At 42.8% G+C, this 20,279-nt stretch carries 15 protein-coding genes; 1 reads left to right on the top strand and 14 read right to left on the bottom strand.

The window, feature by feature from the left end:
• Positions 1-63: 63 nt before the first annotated feature.
• Positions 64-5,457, top strand: coding sequence for a right-handed parallel beta-helix repeat-containing protein (locus tag ACO05P_RS09455; RefSeq protein ID WP_421750392.1), 5,394 nt, complete (start codon positions 64-66; stop codon positions 5,455-5,457).
• Positions 5,458-5,554: 97 nt separating this feature from the next.
• Here ACO05P_RS09455 and ACO05P_RS09450 read toward each other — a convergent pair whose 3' ends face one another.
• From ACO05P_RS09450 to nosZ, 14 genes are all read right to left on the bottom strand, one after another.
• A complete protein-coding gene (locus ACO05P_RS09450) occupies positions 5,555-6,985 on the bottom strand; it encodes a zinc-dependent metalloprotease (protein ID WP_421750390.1) in 1,431 nt (476 codons plus the stop codon).
• Positions 6,986-7,244: 259 nt separating this feature from the next.
• The gene (locus ACO05P_RS09445) at positions 7,245-7,697 is read right to left on the bottom strand and encodes a 6-pyruvoyl trahydropterin synthase family protein (RefSeq protein WP_421750388.1); all 453 of its coding nucleotides are present in this window, start codon (positions 7,695-7,697) and stop codon (positions 7,245-7,247) included.
• 3 nt (positions 7,698-7,700) lie between these two features.
• A complete protein-coding gene (locus ACO05P_RS09440) occupies positions 7,701-8,741 on the bottom strand; it encodes a cytochrome-c peroxidase (RefSeq protein WP_421750386.1) in 1,041 nt (346 codons plus the stop codon).
• A 12-nt stretch (positions 8,742-8,753) separates the two neighbouring features.
• Complete coding sequence (locus tag ACO05P_RS09435; protein WP_421750384.1) at positions 8,754-9,491, bottom strand: MbnP family protein; 738 nt, start codon at positions 9,489-9,491, stop codon at positions 8,754-8,756.
• Between the two features lie 123 nt (positions 9,492-9,614).
• Positions 9,615-11,612 (bottom strand): TonB-dependent receptor, encoded by a 1,998-nt coding sequence (locus tag ACO05P_RS09430; RefSeq protein WP_421750382.1) that lies wholly within the window; start codon positions 11,610-11,612, stop codon positions 9,615-9,617.
• An 83-nt stretch (positions 11,613-11,695) separates the two neighbouring features.
• Positions 11,696-12,526: a FixH family protein gene (locus tag ACO05P_RS09425; protein WP_421750381.1), complete on the bottom strand. Its 831-nt coding sequence runs from the start codon at positions 12,524-12,526 to the stop codon at positions 11,696-11,698.
• Positions 12,527-12,573: 47 nt separating this feature from the next.
• Positions 12,574-12,945, bottom strand: a complete 372-nt coding sequence (locus tag ACO05P_RS09420; protein WP_421750379.1) for a hypothetical protein — start codon at positions 12,943-12,945, stop codon at positions 12,574-12,576.
• 145 nt (positions 12,946-13,090) lie between these two features.
• Positions 13,091-14,257: a hypothetical protein gene (locus tag ACO05P_RS09415; RefSeq protein WP_421750377.1), complete on the bottom strand. Its 1,167-nt coding sequence runs from the start codon at positions 14,255-14,257 to the stop codon at positions 13,091-13,093.
• A gap of 92 nt (positions 14,258-14,349) precedes the next feature.
• Positions 14,350-15,129 carry an ABC transporter permease gene (locus tag ACO05P_RS09410; RefSeq protein ID WP_210759777.1) on the bottom strand — a complete coding sequence of 260 codons (780 nt, stop codon included), beginning with the start codon at positions 15,127-15,129 and terminating at the stop codon, positions 14,350-14,352.
• Positions 15,130-15,131: 2 nt separating this feature from the next.
• The gene (locus ACO05P_RS09405; RefSeq protein ID WP_421750375.1) at positions 15,132-15,839 is read right to left on the bottom strand and encodes an ABC transporter ATP-binding protein; all 708 of its coding nucleotides are present in this window, start codon (positions 15,837-15,839) and stop codon (positions 15,132-15,134) included.
• A gap of 31 nt (positions 15,840-15,870) precedes the next feature.
• The gene (gene nosD / locus ACO05P_RS09400; RefSeq protein WP_421750373.1) at positions 15,871-17,109 is read right to left on the bottom strand and encodes a nitrous oxide reductase family maturation protein NosD; all 1,239 of its coding nucleotides are present in this window, start codon (positions 17,107-17,109) and stop codon (positions 15,871-15,873) included.
• Positions 17,106-17,570: a nitrous oxide reductase accessory protein NosL gene (locus tag ACO05P_RS09395; RefSeq protein ID WP_421750371.1), complete on the bottom strand. Its 465-nt coding sequence runs from the start codon at positions 17,568-17,570 to the stop codon at positions 17,106-17,108. The genes nosD and ACO05P_RS09395 overlap by 4 nt, the downstream gene beginning before the upstream one ends.
• A 44-nt stretch (positions 17,571-17,614) precedes the next feature.
• Positions 17,615-18,205, bottom strand: coding sequence for a hypothetical protein (locus tag ACO05P_RS09390; protein WP_421750370.1), 591 nt, complete (start codon positions 18,203-18,205; stop codon positions 17,615-17,617).
• 101 nt (positions 18,206-18,306) lie between these two features.
• Positions 18,307-20,277 carry a Sec-dependent nitrous-oxide reductase gene (gene nosZ / locus ACO05P_RS09385; RefSeq protein WP_421750369.1) on the bottom strand — a complete coding sequence of 657 codons (1,971 nt, stop codon included), beginning with the start codon at positions 20,275-20,277 and terminating at the stop codon, positions 18,307-18,309.
• Positions 20,278-20,279: the final 2 nt, after the last annotated feature.

Below are 20,279 nucleotides of genomic sequence, written 5' to 3'. Positions count from 1 at the left end.
TAGGCTAAGTTTGGTTTCATGATAAGCGTTTGTTCCACTTAATAAGAATATAACATGCCGAGATTGAAACGAACTTTAATTCTCTTTGGATTAGTAATTCACCTATTTGCCTATGGACAGCGGTCTGCTCCATTTTTAGAGTCATTTTCAATAGATCCTGCAAATCCCTCACAGACTGTTCCTCCAGGATGGAGCGGATATACAAATTCACCTTACAATGCTCTCTGGACTTTTTCAAATTGGGGGAATGTGGACGGCATTCCTAATGACCAGTCAGGAGATAATGGTCGAGTTCTTTTTTCAAGGGGTAATTCTTTAACAGCAGTTGGACAAGTCTCGGAATTACAAACAGAGTATCTGGATTTAACCATACTGACAACTCCTGAATTGTCATTTTCGCTATTAAGCTATAATCAGACCTATGCAGCTTTAGCTCCGAATGCCAATAAGTTTAGTGTTGATTTTTTCGACGGACAGACTTGGCATGATTCGATATTTGTCTTGCAGGATCAAAGCCAGCAAACTTGGATAATCCACACCGTGAGTTTATCCCCATACCTAAGTGGTAGCGCGCAATTGGATAGCTGTAAGCTGAGATTTCGTTTAGAGGCTTCCTTTAACCCGGGTACAACTAATAATACCAATCCCTATCATAATGTAGCTATTGATAACATACGAGTGGATAATTCGGGTGCCTGTAGCGGTCCCCTGCAAATTACGGTGGGGACTGTCGGAGATACCAGTGCAACCATTTCGTGGAGTGGAACAGGAGCATCTTCCTATGAGCTTCAATATTGGGATCGCAATGCGGTGAATTTTGGCCTGGGAAATCAAAGCGCCATTAAGGATACCATTCTGTCGGCTACTTCTTTTACATTAAATGATCTCAAAAGTTTATATCACTATGCGGCTAGGCTTAGAGCGATCTGCTCTTCTTCAGGAAGCTCAAATTGGTCTGCTGTCGCTACCTTCAATACTCTTTGTGGCTCAATAAAAGCTCCATATTATTATGGCTGTGAACCGGTTGATGCGCATAGGGTAGATTCTTTGCCTTCTTGCTGGGGGTATTATTCTACATTGCCAAATAGCGTAGCTTATATTGACGATTATGCGCCAAATAGCTATAGTCTGCCTCTTTGTTTTGTAGCTGGTGGAAATAGGAATACCAATGACCCCTTGTTAAATACCTATAATGACACATTATCTCTTGTGCTACCTCATACACCTGATTTGACTTCGGGTACAAAACAAATAAGTTTTTACATCAAGTTCCCATGGAATGCTAGAGAACCAGTTAAGGTTGGCACCTTACAGTCTTCTGATCCGAAGTCTACTTTTTCTTTGCTGAAAACTATTTATCCCAAAGCTAATTCAAGTTATTACAAGGTTACAGTCCCTTTTAACTCTCATGCGGGCTATAATGGAATAGATGAGTACATTTCCTTCCGTATGGAAGGGGTGGCCATTCAGGGGCAGTTTAATCTTGATGATATAAACTATCACGAAATTCCAGCCTGCACGCCAGTGACGGATGTTCGTTTTATTGCCAGAACAGATAGCTCCGCAACATTTGTTGTTGATGTTGCGGATACAAACACTCAAATTGAATATAGCTGGGTAGCAAGGGGAGCTGCATTTTCAGTGAACTCTCCAACCCTGGGTGGGGTGGTTCTATCAGGTACTTCTGGCACTGTTCTGGCCAATTCGTGGAATGGCCTCGTTTCTGGAGGTGCCTATGATTTATACGTAAAAAGTTTTTGTGATTCAGTTTATTACGGTCCTGTACCTTTCAGTTTGGCTTGTCAAGCATTTACAGCTCCCTATTTTACAGATTTTGAAGGTGGGTCACAACTAGCCGATCACTGTTGGAGACCTTATACTAATTTGTCACAAGCAAGCAGTATCTCTTTAAATGTAGACTCGATAAATGCACTTTCAGGAATTCATCATATTAACTTCGACAATGATGGCTTTTCTTTAATCAAGGATTCACTGGTAATACTGAGTCCTTCATTTTCAGATATGCCCAATGGAGACAAGCAAATAAGGTTTCAAATTTTGTCAGATGATAATGCTACTGCCAAACTTTATGGCGCTCCATTTACAGATCCAAAACTTGCTGGACTAATTGTCGGAACCACACATTCTGATAGGGTAGGCGGAGCCGTAAGCATTTTGGATACCCTATATCCCGATAGTACTGGAGTATACGAAGAAGTAATAGTTCAATTGGATTCTTTGCATGGTTACAATGGAAATGATGATCAAATTTTCCTTATGCATGGTCAGGATGATTCCCGTGAGAGTATTTTTATTGATGACTTTTACTATGAGACCAATAATTGTGGTACTCCCCATGGAATGGCAGTTTCCTCCTTGTCAGATACTTCTGCAGTCCTAAGGTGGACAGAGGGTTTATATGTAAACAGCTACGAATTATGGGTTGGCCCTAAGGGATTCTACCAGGGAACAAGCACATCAGGGGGACATAAAACCCTTGTTAATATTGATTCCTTAGTCTTGGATACCTTGAATGCACTAGAGTGTTATGAGTTTTTGATTCGAAGTAATTGCACTGTTGATACTAATCATTGGATTGGGCCAATATCTTTTTGTCAACCTTGTTTAAATCCCTTGGCAGGAACCTATTCCGTGGGCAGCTCAGCCAGTGCTGATTTTTCCTCCTTCTCACAGGTCGCAAATAGGCTGAAAAATTGTGGAATAAGCGCACCTGTTGTTTTTAACATTGAAGCCGGCACCTACAATGATACATTGCATCTTGATTTCATTCCTGGATTGTCATCTCAAAATACGCTAAGCTTTCAGGGTAATAACTCAACTTTAAGTCATCCCTCGGGGGCTGCAACAGCCAGAACTATTTGGTTGGATGGTGTTTCAAATATTAGCTTCAAAGGACTTACAATTCAGAACCTTGCAACTACCTATGGATCAGCAGAAGTAATTAGGCTTAGTTCGAGCCATCAAATAGTTATTGATTCTTGTCAAATCGAAATGGATTCTGTACGATCTGGATTTAGTTATAGCGCTATCCACGGGCTTTCAAGCAGTAACTTGACTATTTCAAACTCCCATATTTTTGGAGGGGATAATTCCATTTACTGTGAGGGTGGCAACATTGCAAACCCCGATTCAAATATTAGAGTAGAAGGAAATACTTTAAAAGGCTTTGCCTTCACAGGCCTTTGGTTTGAATATGTGGATAGTCTTGAGGTGCATAGAAATACTTTTAAAGAGGTGAGTTCAATGCCTCTAGGGGCGGTTGGGATTTATGTTTTCAAGTCAAGGACCCCCTTTATATCTGGAAATAAAGTGGAAGGAAGTTGGAGCGCCTTAATGTTAGATGGTCTTAATACTGTTGATACTGTCGGCCGAGCATTGTTGGTCAATAATTTTTTCTACAGTTCTGGAGGAGATGGAGTTGCCTTGTACGATTCCCACTACACAACCATGTATCACAATAGTATACTTGGAGCCACCGGTATTAACTCAATTGGAAATGGACATATTGATCTGAGAAATAATATCTTTTCAGCCACATCGAGTTTTGCTGCCAGTTTAGATGCTGTAAACACAAATGATGTTCTGGATTATAATATTTATCATTCGCAATCCAGTTCCGGCCAGGTAGTGAAATATGCTGGGCTTAGCCATTCAAGTCTTTCGGCTTGGCAGGGAGTTGCTCCCAGCCTAAATGCCCATAGTTTGTTTGGGCTTCCGGGGTTCAGGTCTAATTTCGATTTACACATTACAGGACAGTTACCCAACAATATCGGAGATACAACTTTAGGGGTGTTTGAAGATATTGATAGCGATCCAAGACTTGTCCTAACTCCTTTATTTACAGATATTGGGGCTGATGAATACACTCCCATATTGAACGATATTTCGGTTGATCAAATACTAGGACTAGACTCCTTGCGATGTGGTGATACTTCCACTCATGTTTTTGCCGTAATCTCGAATGTGGGACTGAGCAATCAATCTGGTTTTAATGTTAAATTGGATGTCACCGGGCCAAATATTTTAAACAGATCAATTCCCTATCAAGGTGTACTGAATTCAGGTTTTTCAGACACAATTAGTTTAGGGATGATCAATACTTTTACGGGCGGTGCTTATAGAATTGCTGCTATTTCGGACCTGGTTGGGGATCAAAATAAAGACAATGACACCTTGGTTCTTTCTCGATATTTTTTATCCAAGGCTAAGCCTGAACCAAGCCTCTCAAAGGATACTGTTTGCCCAGGAGAATCGGTAATATTAATCCTTCCTAAGGATGGGGGACGCTATAGATGGGAAACGAGTAATGGACAATTTCTTGGACGAGAGGATAGCATCAATATCGGACCAATTGGCACCTCAGATACATCTTTTGTTTTACGAAGTGAAGGTTATAAAACGCTCGACACCTTAGGGCTTGTTTCAGCAAGTTTGAATGCTGCACATGCTATTCAAAAAGGCGGATTAAGGTTTGAGGTTTTTGGATCAATAAATTTGGATTCAGTTCAAGTTTTTGCAGGAAATACGGGTGGACTGGTTCTTAATATTCTTGAATTAGCGACAGGAACGGTACTCTTTGCAGATACGATCGCTATTGCTAATCCGCTTAGTGTTTACCAACCAGTTTGGTTGCAAGTGAATAAGAGGTTAACGGCCGGTGATTACATTATTTCTGCAGCCAAGGCAAGTGGAAATTTGCTATTAAGCTATGAGAATCAGTCACCAGGCTTTCCCTTTGAAGATCAATATGCCGGAATTAACTTGCTAGAATCTGTTATTGAATCCAGCAATGGCAGTTGGACTAATACTCAATCGGAGTACCGTTATTTTTACAATTGGAAAACCAGTCTGTCAAATGATTGCAACCGTCCAGATACCATGGTTGTAATTCATGTGGATACATCTTTTACAATAGCGGACTTTCAGTACCAAGTGCTTAGTACCACTTTAAATCAAGCGGATGTATCTTTTAATGCCTCCTCTTCCAAGTCGGCTAACACCTATACTTGGGATTTTGGCGATGGAACTAGCGGAAGTGGAGAATTAGTAAACCATAGCTATTTGGCGAACGGACTTTACTCGGTAAAACTGATAGCTGAAGGAAATTGTGATCTAAACTCAATTATAAAACAAGTTGCTATTCAAGGTATTAATATCGAGGAGTTTAACTTTAATGAGGAGATTGAAATTTGGCCAAACCCAGCAACTACTGAGTTGAATATTGCCCTTGCAGAAGAATCAGCCAAGCAATTGAGTATAGAGATCTCTGATTTCTCAGGTCGTGTAATAGAGTCTCCATTAAGTAGTAATAGGGAAGAGGGGCAGATGATTTATAGGCTAGATGTTAGTCACTGTAAGCCAGGTGTTTATTTGCTTAGAATTAAGAGTCACAGCGGAAATTACAATGGGTTCCAAAAAGTATTAATCACTGATTGATTCTTCATATATAGTTAGGTTAGTTTAGGTAAAAGAAGCCGCCTTGATCTAAAATCGAGACGGCTTCTTTGCTTTTTGATATATCGAAGATTTTCTTTTAGTGCTTCAAAACTCTAAAACTAACCTGATCTTGAGCACTGCTCACTTGAACGATATACAGTCCTGATGGTCCTTCCAAGTTCAATTCAATTTTGGATTCAGAATGAAAGTGGTTTTCAGAAATCAAAATGCCTGCGCTATTGAAAATCTTTACCTGAAGATCTTGTAGATCGGCATTTGAAACAATATTGATTTTGCCCGAGCTTGGGTTGGGGAAGCATTGAATGCTGCTAGCTAGGGTAATTTCTTCTTGCCCTATCGTAAATACATTAGGCCGATAAGTAAATAGGGTTGCGCGCATCACTGCCGCTTGATCGACCGTAAAGGAGTTTAGGCAGGCATCTGCGCTGTAGTCCATGAAGTTTTCAATCATATCTGGTAAATCCGCTCCGCCAATGGTGTCCACACAGGAATTTCTTTGCTTGTTGCAGCTAAACTGATTGGAATTGTTCGAAAGCGGGGTGTCATCGATGTAATCATCGGCGGAACAGCCACCATCTCCCCAAATATGGCGCAATCCAAGGTAGTGGCCCACCTCATGACTTACCAGGTCTCCTTCGTCTAGAGTGCTGTTTAAATTGGCATAGGCAGCAGGGTAATCGATTGGGTTATTAGGCCCTATTGCAACATAGTGCATCAATACGCCGTCACTATATTGAAGGGTGTCGAAACCCGTACCTGCAAAATTGGGATGATTACCGGGTGGCTGAGCTAAGCCTAAGAAAACCAACTCTTCAAAATTGTTGAATTGCGGTTCGAAAATGCGCAGGTCGCCAACCCAGATATTAAGATAGCGCTCGGTGTCCCAGGCGCTGGCTCCACCCAGACTGTCTTCGGTGATCCGAAATAAATTATAGAATAAGCTATCGGCTACCCATTGCTGAATTTGCGCGGATTGATTAGGGCCATAGGGTAAAATACCACCAAAATGCTCCACATTGGTGCTGGTTCGGGCAATGCCATTAGTGGGATTGCCATCCGGGTCTTGGCTCGCTAAAACGAATTGAATATTGGGATTTCCAACATAAGGTTGGAATTCGGGACGCAGGGAACTGGTGTCTGCATTTTGGCGACTGTAATTGTCATTTAAAACTCGGATTTGATTTTGGAAAACCGAGTCCGGTAAATTTTCATCCCCATTATTATAGACAACATGAAATACGACCGGGATGGTTAAGGTGGCAGTAGTGCTGGTCTTGGACTTGTGCTCAAGATTCTCAATAATATTTTGCAGAGCCTTATTGGAGGCATCCAGGTAGCCAGGCGTTTTTTGGTCCTGATCCACCATTAGGAAGTGCGAGCCACATTGAGGGCCAATGGCTCCTTCCGCTTCGGCTTGATGACCGTGATGTAGCTCATTGCTAATTAAACCTTGGGCGCTCATGCTGAAGGTACCGAATGTAAATAAGAGGAGTAGGGCTTTTTTCATAGGGGAAATTTTCATCAGAGTTTTTATAATAATGCTAAGTCTCAAGATTTGTTTTGACATTGGAATATCTAAATAAACCTATTTAAGCGTCCACAAGATATCATGATTCATGCCAAATAGCGGCATAGTCCAGGCTGAAAAGCCAAGGCAGCAATTGTGTTAGCCTTAAATTTCAGAAGAGTTTCGCCCTTAATTGGAGCAGAGATTATAAAGGACGAGGAAATTAAGACGCATGGAAAAGAATTAGGAAATGTGCCGTTTAAGCTTGCCATTCCGAGTAGGAATTTGCTGTCTCATACAGTCTTAGCTTGTGAAGCTTAAGCTTTTTTGGAAGATTTAATTCTAACAAATGGACAAAATGCAAAACCAGATTTTCGCAGGTGGGCTGAAAGTTTAATACTTCAATTCGGTCAAAGGGCAAATTAAGTAAGTCTTGGGCATTGGCAGCCTTTTGGTATACAACCAATGCATGATCAAACTTGCTGAGAATATGCTTATTAACGATTTCCTTGAGTTCACCAAAATCCATAATCATCCCGTCATTTGCTGCGTCAGGCTCATCGATAACTTTTCCACTTAAGCTAATATGCAGTTTATATGAATGACCATGTAGATTTTTGCAAAGACCGTGATGGTTGCTAAGAACATGCGCCATTTCGAAAGTGAAAATCCGACTAATGCTTAAGTGGCCCGAGCGGGCTAAGGTTTTCATGATTTAGGCTTCACTAAGTTCGGGATTGGATATAAATGTGGAGTCTGTAAGAGTATTGAGGAAAGCTTCCAGGGCTTCTATTTCTTCCGTAGTAAAATGAAGTTTCGCAGACCCATTTGACTTAATCATTACGGGATCCAAGCTGGGGCTCTGTTTTACACCATTACTATAATGTTCCAAAACTTGCTTCAGATCATTGAAGCGACCATCATGCATAAAGCTGCTCCGTAAACCAATATTGCGAAGATTTGCCGTGCGCATATGTCCCAGATGACTGGAATCGCCGGAGCTTTGGAAATAGCCTTGATTTGCCGGGATTTCATAAGTGCTATCCAGTCCAGTATTATGCACCCTGTTATCGGTAAATAGCGGAGGAATATGGCAGTGGTAACAACTTCCTCTTTCGCCGGTAAATATAGAATGCCCTTTGGCTTCTAACTCGGTGAATGAAGCTTGGCCACTCATTACTTGGTCGTATTTACTATTGGCAGAAATTAAGGTGCGTACAAATTGGGCCAGAGCCTTGGCTAGGTCTTCAGCCGTAATGGTTGAGGAATTATAGGCCTCCTCGAAAAGCGCGGGATATTCTGGGTGACTATTAAATTTGGAAACATTGGTATTAAAAAACTCAGTCACCTCAAAGTACATAACCTCCTCCAGGCTTCCACTTTGGCTACCGTCCCACATATATCGGTTTTTCCAGGCGAGATTCGCATGGTGTAGAACAGGCGTTACATTTTGACTGGATTTGGTAAAGCCTAAAGCCTGAATGTGGCAGCTGGCACAGGCGCGGCCATCATTACTCAGGGCTGAGTCGTAATACAGTTTGCGCCCCAGGGCAATGCGCTCTACATAAGGCTGATTATCTTCAGGGAATTCAAGCCTGGGAAAACTGCTTGGGAGCTCAATAATATAGGGCTTTAGCCTGGTAGTCTGCTTACTTTCTTTTTGGCAACTCAGGGCCATGCTCAATACCATGACTAGGAAAACGCTTACAAGAATAGAGGCGGGCAGGGTTTTTTGTGAGGTTTGAAAGAGTCTCATGATTGGAGCTATTTAGAAGTCCTGCAGTTTAGCCTTAAAGACATGTTGGCCGTTTAATACCAAATTATTCATTTGCCCCTGGTTACCCATGGTGTACCCGTTTTCCTTGCTGAGGTCAAATAAATAGGGGTTTTCGAACCATTCGTGGGTATCCATGGTCATAATGATGAAGGTACTCTGAGCTTCCTGCACATCCAGCGGAAGCTTAAAGCCATGGATGATCAGATTTTCATTAGCCCCCACATGAAAGGCGAAAGTGCCGAATTCATCCCCATCTCGCCAATGGCCTTCAAACTTCATAAAGTGATATCCTCCACCCAAATTGATGGGCCAGTACATATCATAGTCATCATTGCTGATTTCAAATCCTCCATGGTAGTTGTATTCGGGAACAATGCCAAAGGCGAAGGATAAAGAATCATAGCTACCAACAGGAACCTGCTCAAAAGCGGCTTGTAAGCAATCCTGGTATTTGGCATTGATGGAAATGGGAGGAGCCTTGGTTTGCCAGATTTTTCGGCCGTTTTTATAGAGACTAAGTCCGCTAATGAAGTATTTTAAATAGGAAACCCGGTATTCATTTCCGGCAGCATTAGGGTAATACTCTTTAGCAATTAAAAGGGAGTCTGTGCCGGCAAAATGTCGAAAGTCGATTGAAATCCTGCCCTGAGGCTCCGAAAGGGCTGTTTCGTCTTTACTGCAGGAAAATACTAAAGCACAAAGTAGGAAGAAAGTTAAAAACTGTCGCATAAGCCCATTGCCCTTAATTAGGTAAACTAAAGTAGAATGCCTGGCTGAGCAGGGAAATGATATTTATCACTATGAAGGCGCACATGATCTTAAAGACTGGACTGGGCTTCATTACTTTCTAGCTTAAATTTTAAGGGAAAGGCTAAGAATCAGATTCCGGCCCATACTTGGGAAGGCGCCCCAGTTTAGATGATCGCGGTAATAGTGATTGAATAGATTATTGGCATTGAGGCTAAATGTAGCCTGGTATTTTTCCATATCCAGCTGGTACTCTATTCCGGCATCCCAGAGCACATAAGCCGGTGTATAGCGATCGCCATAGGCGGTGTTGAAATGCTTTTGTTCCGCTGCCATCCGGCTTTGACTTAAAAAGCGGAAATTTTGGTAGCGGTAGTTTAGGGCTACTAGAGCTTGGAGTGGAGGAATTAGGGGTAGATCGAAATCGGGATGAAAGCCTCGCAAATAGTCTAATTTGATCCGGCTGCCCAGCTTTTTGTTAAATGCGTATTCCCCTGCCAATTCCAATCCCCAGAAAGTGGCATGGGCCAGGTTTTGATATTCTCGGAGTCCTTTGGCTCCGTAGGTCATCGCGTCGTAGTTCGTGTTTAGGCCAAAGATGTAATTGCGATAGAATTGGCTAAATAGGCTTGTGCTAAATTGTAATTTTTCCGAGCGATAGCTTTGACCAATTTCCAAGCTTAAAAGTTGTTCCGCCTCTAAATCTGGATTCCCTAAATAATCATAGTTATCGTGTGCATTAAATAGGTAAAAGCCATAAAGCTCTGAAGTGGTAGGGCCGCGGGATCCGATGCTAATTGCGCTGTTTAGGCTGATTTTTGGATTGAGTTGATGACGGAATGCCGTTTTGATTTGAGCCAGTAAAAAGTTTCTGGGGGATTTTAAGGTGTAGCCCATTCCGGTCCATTGGTCTTTGCCGATTTCAGACAGGATTGAGGAGCTTTCATAATCAAAACGGATGGTGCTCTGCACACTGTTTTTAGCAAAATGCCAATGATCACTTATTCCCAATGCCATACCATTAAGGCGGGTATCAGGCCAACTAAGCATAAACATGGCGGATTCATTGCTGTTGCTGGGGAACATAGTCATCTCAGCCCTTCTGAAATTGCTGTAATACTCTGTAAACAGGTTGATGCGATGTGCTCCCGTCTTCCAATTCATGGCTTCCAAACTTATACCGGAGGTGCGGCTCCATCCGGGCATATCCATATGCATAAAAACCTCCTCTCGCTGTGTGTCATCCATTTCATGGTAGATGTCATTATGGTATAGTTTCAATTCGAAATTGGCAAAAGGCCCCAGAGGGTGATAGCTGTGATAGCTGAGTCCGCCAATGAATGCTCTGGCCAGGCCAACATCCATGGGAAGGGCTGGATATCCCACATTGGTGGCCAGGTCAAAAATGAAATCCAATTTTAAAAACTGTTTTGGAGATAGGCGGTAAACGGAATTCAGGGCCCAGTTTTGCTTTTCGTTTTGTGAGTACAATACTTCCTGTCCGCGACCATCTCGATAATTGGCATTTTTTAACCATGTGCCATTCAGTCGCCAAGCCAATTTTTCGGAATTACTCTCCATAAAAAATGCGGAATTCAGACCATGAGTATTCGTCTGAAATTGCTGGCTAAAGCCAAAACGCCAGGTCTTTGACTTATGGAAGCTCGCTTCTTTGGTTTTAAGATTAATGCTGCCGGCCAAGCCATTAGAACTGCATTGGCTTTCGCAGGATGAGGCTAGCTCAGCGGAACTTAAATTATTAGCAACAATATAGGAGGTGGAAGGATCCATACGATCTGTACAGGCATGGTAAACTCGCATGCCATTGAGTTTCACCTGAATTCGACCATCGGCCTGACCACGGTATATCAGTTCTTGCGCAAAGCTGCCTCGCGAAATAAGATTTACCCCTTTGAGCTGTTTGAGTTGAAGTTCCAACTGATGATTATCGGCCGTTTTTTTAAGGGCGTCCTTATTTTCCCAATTATCCAAAACCAGAACTTCATCCAAGCTCAGGTGCTTAAGATCGATGGTTTGGGTATCTGATTGGCCTCGGGAAAGACTGGCTAGCAGAATAAAAAAGCCTGTGCAAATCCATTTCATGGTTTAGACTTTTGGATGGATTTAGGGCGCTGATAATTGCTCGGCGCCCTAAGCCAAATCCGGTTTGGGAATCACATGTTTACTTAAAAGCTGATGTCGAAAGCGGCATCTTCATTCAGCGTTTGGCCATTGGCATCTTTTATTTTCAGGTGCAACTTCCAGTACCCGCTCATGGTAAAATTTACCTTGCCCCTATAAAGACCATTGGCAATCGAAATGGGATCTTCGTTGTTGGGAGATCCATGTCCCATGGAGGGCATTTCTGGTTCCACTTCGATACTGAAATCGCTCACAGGCGGAAATGACATCATGCTTTCCTTTTCGTAGACCATCAGTTCCAAAGTATTTAAGCCAATTTCCGGACTGCTGGGCTCCTTGAGGGCAATGAAAATGGCACTTAGGCTATCCGCAGCAGAAATAAAGCTGATTACTTTGGCTTCGGCCTTAGCTTTCACTTCAAGATTAAAGCTGAGGGTGTCGATATTTCCATTGTGATTGACAATCAGGCCAAAGGTCCAGCTGGCCATAGTACTGCTGGGCATAATAAAGGTGGCACTACCTTGATAAGCTTCAAGCTCTGCACTGTAAACAGGGTTGTCGAAAGGGCAGCTATGTTTGGTGGTGCCCATATCCATTAGGGGGAGAAATGAAAGGGAAGCATTTTCAATTCTTTGTTGACTGCCGCTTTCAAATAGTTCCACCGCCACGCGATTGTAACCCACAAAAGCATCTTCAGCAAAGTAGAGTTTCACATCGGCGAAAGCAGTAGACTTTTCACCATAATAAACGTAATTCTGTAAAGGACTATCGGGACTTGTTTGGCCTGTGTTATCCGGCTCTTTTTCGCAGGAAATAGACAGCAGAGCCAGGCCTAAGGCAAAAGCCATAGTGCCCAAATTTTTTGAGATATTCATCTTGATTTCTTTAAAGTTTAAAACATTAGTTGAAGGAGAGAAATGCTTTAAACTTTGGGAGGATGATCGATCTCTGTTAAAAAGGGGGATTGAATTTTTGACTTTAAAAAGTACGCAGGCCTTTCATCCGTGGGAAGACTAACTCCTAAGTTCAATTTGCTTGGAGAATCCTGACTAAACAGTAAAAGTTCGGGCAAGAGTCTGGGAGGGCTGCTGGGCTCCGAATCCTCATGCAGTTGCAATTGCTTAGCGAAATAGCATTTCCCTTCGCAATGAAGTTCTGGTCTATCAGCGTTTTCGCAAAGCACGGTAGAGTAATACTGATAATTAAGCTCATACACAGCAGTGATAACACTGTTGTAAAGCTGCGAGAACAACAGGCTAAACCCTAAAATGCTATGTACTAAAAAAGCTTTCATTAGTTCAAATGTAGTGGGGCTTGGAGCCTCAAAGGATGAGAAATATCAGGAAGTAGAAAAATAAAGGACATTTTTATCTTAAATAGGGATGCTTTTTCATTTTGTGGCCTTGTCATTGACTATCATCGAGACTTAAGCTTTCTTATCAGTTTGATTCCAGATGGTAGGAGGTGTTTTTACGCAGGTTTTTGAGATAGGAAAAAGCGAGGATCAACCAAATCGAAACAAAGCCAGCATAGATATAAAAGGTGAGGATCGGCCAGGATTGAAATCCCGGTATGAGTTTTAAGGAAGGCGCGATCAAGGCAATTTCGCTAAGAATAAACAGTAGCCAATAGGCAATCATCCATTTATTGAAGGCCGGGATGCGCTTTTTCAGCATCTCCCAAATAAAAGGCGTGTAAATCCCCAGGAAGATAAAGTGCAGATAGGCAATAAGTAGGAAGCGATTGAATTGGATTTGCTCTGCAATAAGTGGAGTGGAGCCCAGGATTTGAAAGATCCATTTAAAGAAAAGGAGGAAGAGGATGAGCTTAAGATGATTACTGATCCTTTTTCGGAAAACAGCTTTAATAAAGCGGATACCCGCATAAAGTTGTGCGGTTGATCCCAGTGCAGCCAACAGGTAAATCCAAGATTGATCGAAGGAATACTCGAGGTTTAAGGCATAGCTAAAGATGCTGCCCCAAAGCATGGGTAAATAGAAATGTTGAAACCCTTTTCCATCGCTAAACAACTTCAATTTATGCACGATAATAGCCAGAAGGAAAAAGAAAAAACTACCATTATAAAGGAAGTGCAGGTAAAAATAAATCGCCTGATCATACCAGGGCGAACTTTGCATTTCATTGGCCATTAAAGGACCTAAACAATAAGGGCCCAGAGAGGAGAGGTAAAACAAGACTATGCCGGTGCGGAGAAGCTTAGCGGAAGGTCCTCGGTTTTTTAAGGCACGAAATAGTCGGTAAAAGAGCACATAGCTTAGCCAGAGATGTAAGGTGGAAAAGGAAATGGAAATAGCAGCATATCCCTGAAAGGGAAAAGAACAAAGCATGCCCACCACACTTAGGGCTAATCCATAAAATAGAATCTTAGTGCTTTGCGATAGCTTAATTTCCCATTGTTGGTAAATGATCAAAATTAATGCCCCCAGGAGCCAGGCCAACAGCATTGCATGGGAATGCGCATGCAGCATAAAGCGGAAGTTAAATGCCTGAGGCCATACAAAATAAGAACGCAGTAGAAGGCCAATCAGGGCAGCAATTATGCCCAGATACACCGTTAGGGACCATGATCTTATTTTGAACTTCAAGCCTGGCAAGCGTTAAATTATTTAAGGGTATAATACCGGTTTCGAAAGGCAAGGTAGGCATTCGAATTTGCCATCCACATCCTAAATCGGGGCTAAAAATCTTTGAGCTGCGCTTTTCGAAGGAGCAGCCATGAGGGGAAACCGATCCACAGCAAATAGGCAAATCCGATAATCACTGTACCTTGAAGAGTGCCAAAAAACTTTTCAAATATGGCTCCGGTATAACCCATCAGGGCACTGTAATCTAATTGAAAGATGAGTAAAACCCGACCCATATCTACCGGGTTGGCCAGGGTAAGTCCCAAAGCCATTTGCTCCACCGGATAGGCTTCGAAGGCAACCAGGATTACTAAGAACAAGCCATCATAGATTACCGCCAGGAATAGCCAAATGAATAAGCCAATGCCAAAGCCTTTTAGGCGATTTTCATGTTTAAGGACCAGAAAACTGGCCAGGATGCAAAAGATAATGGTCAGAATTACTGAGATGCCAATTAGCATGAGCCATTGAGCCTGAAATATTTGCTGCGGATCAAAAAAGAGTAGTGGTATCAGTAAGCCCAAAACCACACAAATGCTAAGTGCGGCACTAAGCCCCAGGATGTATCCACCAAAGATGCTTTTACGGGAGATGGGTTGCGCCAGGAGGATTTCCACATAATCCCGTACCTGGTACATATACATCATGCCGTAAATCATACTGATGAGCGGCACCAAGAGGATAATTACATTCATTAAACTTACCACTACCTTACTGCTATCACCACTTAGGTAAAGCAATCCGCCGCTGCTAAGTATAAAAAACAGTCCATAGGCCAGGGTCCACCGACTGCGGATCAAATCGAGAAAACAATATTTAAATACCTTATTCATGATCAAGAAGCTTTTTGCAGGCTGAGCAATTGAGCAATGGCCTGTTCCGTGTTTTCCGTTTGAGTTTGGCTGAGAAGTTCTTCTTGAGAACCGCGGTAATACACTTTACCCTCAAGGATAAAAACTATTTCATCGGCCAATTCTTGAACGATGTCCATGATATGCGTGGTAAGGAGGATGGTTTTCCCCGCTTCTTTTTCTTTTCGAATCCAGTTTTTGAGATTGATCAAAGCAATGGGATCCAGTCCGATAGTAGGCTCATCCAGAATAATAGTGTGGGTGTCATACATTAAGGCACTCACCAGATTTACTTTTTGGCGCATACCTCCGGATAAGGTTCTCAACTTTTTGTCCTTAAAATCATTGAGACCAAAAACTGCACTGAGCTCTTCTTTACGACTGCCTTGTCCCCGGATGTTTTCGATGAAACTTAGAAATTCACTCACGCTGAGGTTTTCTGGGAAGCGCGCAATTTGGGGGAGATAAGCAATGGAATTTCGATATTCATTCCCCTTCTTTAAACGGCCATCAATCCAAATTTCTCCGGCGGAGGGAAAAACCATCCCCATCAGGCTTTTTATTAAAGTGGTTTTCCCGGATCCATTGGGTCCCAGGATGGCAAAAATTCCGGGCTGGTCGAATTTTAAATTGATACCCGATAGTACCGCTTGGCGACCAAAGCTTTTTTCTATGTCTTTAAATTCTATCATGGTTGTTGTGGGTTTAAGAGAGGAGAATTAGCTAGAGCATGGGCTTCATTAAAGGTTCTTCGTCGACCAGATTAGTGGGGGTAACGGCCGGTGCTACTTTCTCGGCAAAATTGAGTACTTCGATAAAGGAGCTTTTAAGTAGGATAATGCTTTCGTCGATCCTCGAAACCAGGTAGCTAAACAGATTAACCGGGCGATGTGGGACATCTCCTAAGCCATCTCTGTTAAGGTCGTATCCTTCATAGCTATCCCAGTAATTATTAAAATAGCGATTATGGTCTTTCTTCGCATCGGTTGCGATGTCGAAGCTATTGGATACAAAGTTGTTGAAGGAAATTTTGTTATCCATGGAACTGCCCCGCATGCGGATGGCCCAGCCATTGGCTTTAAAATGATTGGCTTCAAAAGCAATGCGGCTACTTCCTTCACTAAAGATGCCGGTGGTGTTTTTCTCGAAGGTGTTGCCTTTAATCTGACTATCGTAAATTTCTTTTAAGAGCAGTCCGTAGGAAGCCCGGCCCCAGTTTTCCAGAAAATGATTGCCGGTCATTTTAATATGATCACTAAACATTACGGCTACTCCAGCTCCATTTTTGCTGAAAGTATTATTGTGGTAGATGTCATTATTGCTGAACATAAAATGCAGGCCATAGCGGAGGTTATCACGACTTAAATTTTGGTCGATCACCGAATTATCCGTGAATTCGAGATAAATACCATCCCGATGATGTTCTACCTGATTAGCGCTGATTTGTACACTATCGCAATGCCAGAGGTGAATGGCATTAGCGGAGGAATGTTCTTCCTTGGCATTACCGTAAATCTGATTGCCATTGATTTTTCCATTTTGAGATTTGGTGCAGAAAATGCCAAAAAAGCAATCTTTAATATGATTGTCGCGGAGCTCAAAGTGCTGGGCATAATCCACCCAGATGGCGGCTAAATCTTTGGTGTAGCTCTTGGGAACATTGAGTAGGGTAAAGCCACTGATGCTAACAGAGTCAGCGCGTACTTCAAAGATTCCGGCTTTTTCGGGGGCATAAAGCCTCACTTCACCGCAAGCAATGAGATGCACCGCTTTTTTTAGCACAAGTGTGTGGCTAAGCTTGTAATCTCCAGGATTAACACAAATGGTATCCTGAGGATTGGCCATTTCAATAGATTGAGAAAGGGAAGTGACCGCCCGAGTGGGACCCACTTCCCACTCTTTGGCCATGGCGGTCACGCCCCAAACCACCACTATGACTATAACAACCAAATATCTGTTCATAGCGCTGGTAATGTGCTGAATTCGGCCAGCAGTTCCGGATAGCTGTAAAGGCTACCTCCTTCTTGTGCTTGTAAGGCTTTGGCCTCCTCTTCATTGGCTACAGAAGTAAGGTACATTCCCATTGGGCTGGGAAGATTTTTACTTCTTAAAAACCAGGCCCCTTGAGCGGGAATCAAATGCCGGGGCTTTTGGTAATCGCTTACTAATTCCATAGCCCATTTTTCGCTGTGCTCCGACTTGTAATGGAGTAGGCATTCGAGGGCATCAAAGCTGTAGCTCTTCCCTTTTGTGCTTACTAATTGAGCAGCATACCTTTCGTCTACGATACTCATCCGACAATAGTCACAAGCTTCTTTTCCGTACTCGATGGCCTTGGCTTCGGGTTTACAGCCCCATAAGAAACTGATGGCGGCAAAAAGAACAAAGTATTTCATGATGTGGTGGGTTTTAGACTCGCTCATCCTGCGAGTATTGATTTATTGGGCTCCGGGCCTTCCTTCGCCCTCTAGGATTGGGTTTTTAGTTTGTTTAATTTGATGCGAATCCAGCTTGCAAGGATCGAAAGCATTAAGGCAATGCCCATGAAAATACCTCCGGTAGCGGGATATGAAATAGCATTGAAGTTTAGTAGCATTTTAGATCCAAAAAGTGGAGGCTGGTAACTCTGACCTGGAACTTTAATCGGTGCGGTAGGGCTTAGATTATGGCCATAATCGTATTCCCATAAGTAGAAATCATAAATTCCTAGAATGGCCAAAATCAAAAAGACAGAGGCCCAGCTGAGATAGAATTTTGAACGGTTTATGATACCGGCCAGGAATCCCATCAGGCCTAAGCCGCCAACCACCCAAGGGAAGTAGCTTAACTCTGGAATGCTATTGGGTTCAATCATTTTCATCCCTACATAGTGATTCAGAATATTGATGTTTTGCAGGGTTCCCGGACTAGTGCCGGTTATTTGATGAATCCAGATGTACATGGTAACTCCATCAGGATATTGCGGTGCTATTAAGGTGATTCTCCAAAGTGGGAAGAAGAATAACATCAATAAACAGGCAGTAGCAATGAAGGCTAATATTCGTGGGGCGCTTTTCATGGCTTAAATTTTCGATTCGAAAAAGGAGGGGGCCTTTCAATGGCTCTACTGTAAGGGTCAATGGAATAGGATTAGCCCCCTCATTAGTTCAAGCGTAGATTTTAATCTCCAGTACTAGCCAGGATAGCCGGAGCATTGCCTTTGGCAGATACTCTGAGGTAGCCTTGCATTTCCTGGTGCAAAGCGGAGCAAAAGTCGGTGCAATAGAAGGGGAATACCCCTGGTTTTAAAGGTTCCCAAAGCAGGGTTTCAGTTTGCCCGGGCATAATCAGTAATTCGGCATTTTGTGCACCCAAAACTGAGAATCCATGGGGAACATCCCAGTCTTGCTCCAAATTGGTTACGTGGAAGTAAACCTTGTCGCCAACCTCAATACCTTCGATATTATCGGGCGCAAAATGGCTGCGAATAGTGGTCATATACACATGCACTTCATTGCCATTTTTCTCCACTCGAGCATCCGCTTCACTTTTGGTAACATGGGGGTGCTCATTTTCTTCCAGCGGATAAATCTTCTTACTCCGATTCATCACAATATCAGCGGCAATGGCTTGAGCATAGTGCGGTTCGCCAATTGTGGGGAAGTCGAGGATGAGCTCCATCTTATCACCAGAGATATCATACAATTGAGCGGAGTGCGCCAATTCGGGACCAGTAGGTAAATAGCGATCTTTGGTAATCTTGTTTAAGGCTACCATATACTTACCCCAAGGTTCTTTACTATCCCCACCTGGGATCATCAAGTGACCTACAGAATAATAGGTTGGTACACGGTCTAATACTTCCCAGGTACCTAATTTCCATTTTACCACTTCACTACTGATAAAGAAGGTGGTATAGGCATTGCCTTCGCCATCAAACTCAGTATGCAAGGGCCCTAAGCCTCCGCTTTCAACGGTACCGGCAACCACATCTTCGAAGTTTAATACTGGAATACCATAGGCCTCATCCGCAAAGGATTTGTTTTCTATAGCCTGAATCATTTTGTCGAAACTGTGCACGGTTAAATTGGCATTCAGTTTACCATTACCGATAATATAGGATCCGGTAGGGTCTACATCAACTCCATGTGGAGATTTAGGGGTAGGTAAGAAATACACTACTCCAGGGCATTCGGTGGGGTCGAGAACACGAACTTTTTTGCGGGTGATGCTTTCGGCCAGGTGTTTCTTTTCGTCGTAGCGATTGATCAGGTACTCAGAATCCATCTCTTTGTATTTACCCTGTTCGATGTATTCTTTGGCCTTTTTCCAATTAATAGCTGCGATGTAATCCTTGTCATTTTGAGAGGCATTTACCTCCTTAAGGGTATGAGACTCTTCGGTATTATAGGTGGTGAAGAACATCCAACCATGGGATTTTCCTTTACCTCCGTGGGCAAGATCATAATCAAAACCAGGCATTAAAACCTGGAAGTCAACATCCATGTGACCATGTTCAGGATCTACAGAAATAAAGGATAAGGAACCTTTAAATTTCCCTTTATAATCCGCGATGCTCATATCAGTCTGAGGAATAGGCACACTAAAGCGGGTACCGGCCACTACATATTCACTGTTTTCGGTAGTGAAGGGAGAACTATGGTTACCCCCGGCATTGGGCAATTCGATAATTTCAGCAGTTTCAAAGGTGCTGAGGTCGATTCGGGCAACCCTTGGGGTGTTATTACCATTAATAAAGAGGTATTTGCCATCAGGCTTACCATTGGTCTGCGAAAGCTCCGGGTGGTGGGCATCGTCCCAGGGAATAAATCCATGGCTGGTTTCTAAGAGCGGTTTGGTTTCTTCATTAAAACCATAGCCTTTTTCACCATCTACAGAAAATACGGGTACTACTTTTAAAAGACGACCGGAGGGCAAGCCATAAACACTTACCTGACCGCTGAATCCGCCAGACATAAAAGCGTAGAATTCATCGTATTCGCCTGGAGCCACATATACTTTTTCGGCTGCCGAGGATTTGTTAATAGCTCCTTTGTTTTCGCTGGACTTCTTTGCGTTGGTATCGGTGCAAGCTGCGGCCAGGAGTAAAGCCGCAATGAGCATGGTCCAAATTGGTTTAAAGGATTTCATAG

It is taken from the genome of Croceimicrobium sp. (genome assembly GCF_965228705.1).
In the GTDB taxonomy this organism is placed as follows: domain Bacteria; phylum Bacteroidota; class Bacteroidia; order Flavobacteriales; family Schleiferiaceae; genus Croceimicrobium.
This window is presented reverse-complemented; position numbering and strand designations above follow the sequence as displayed.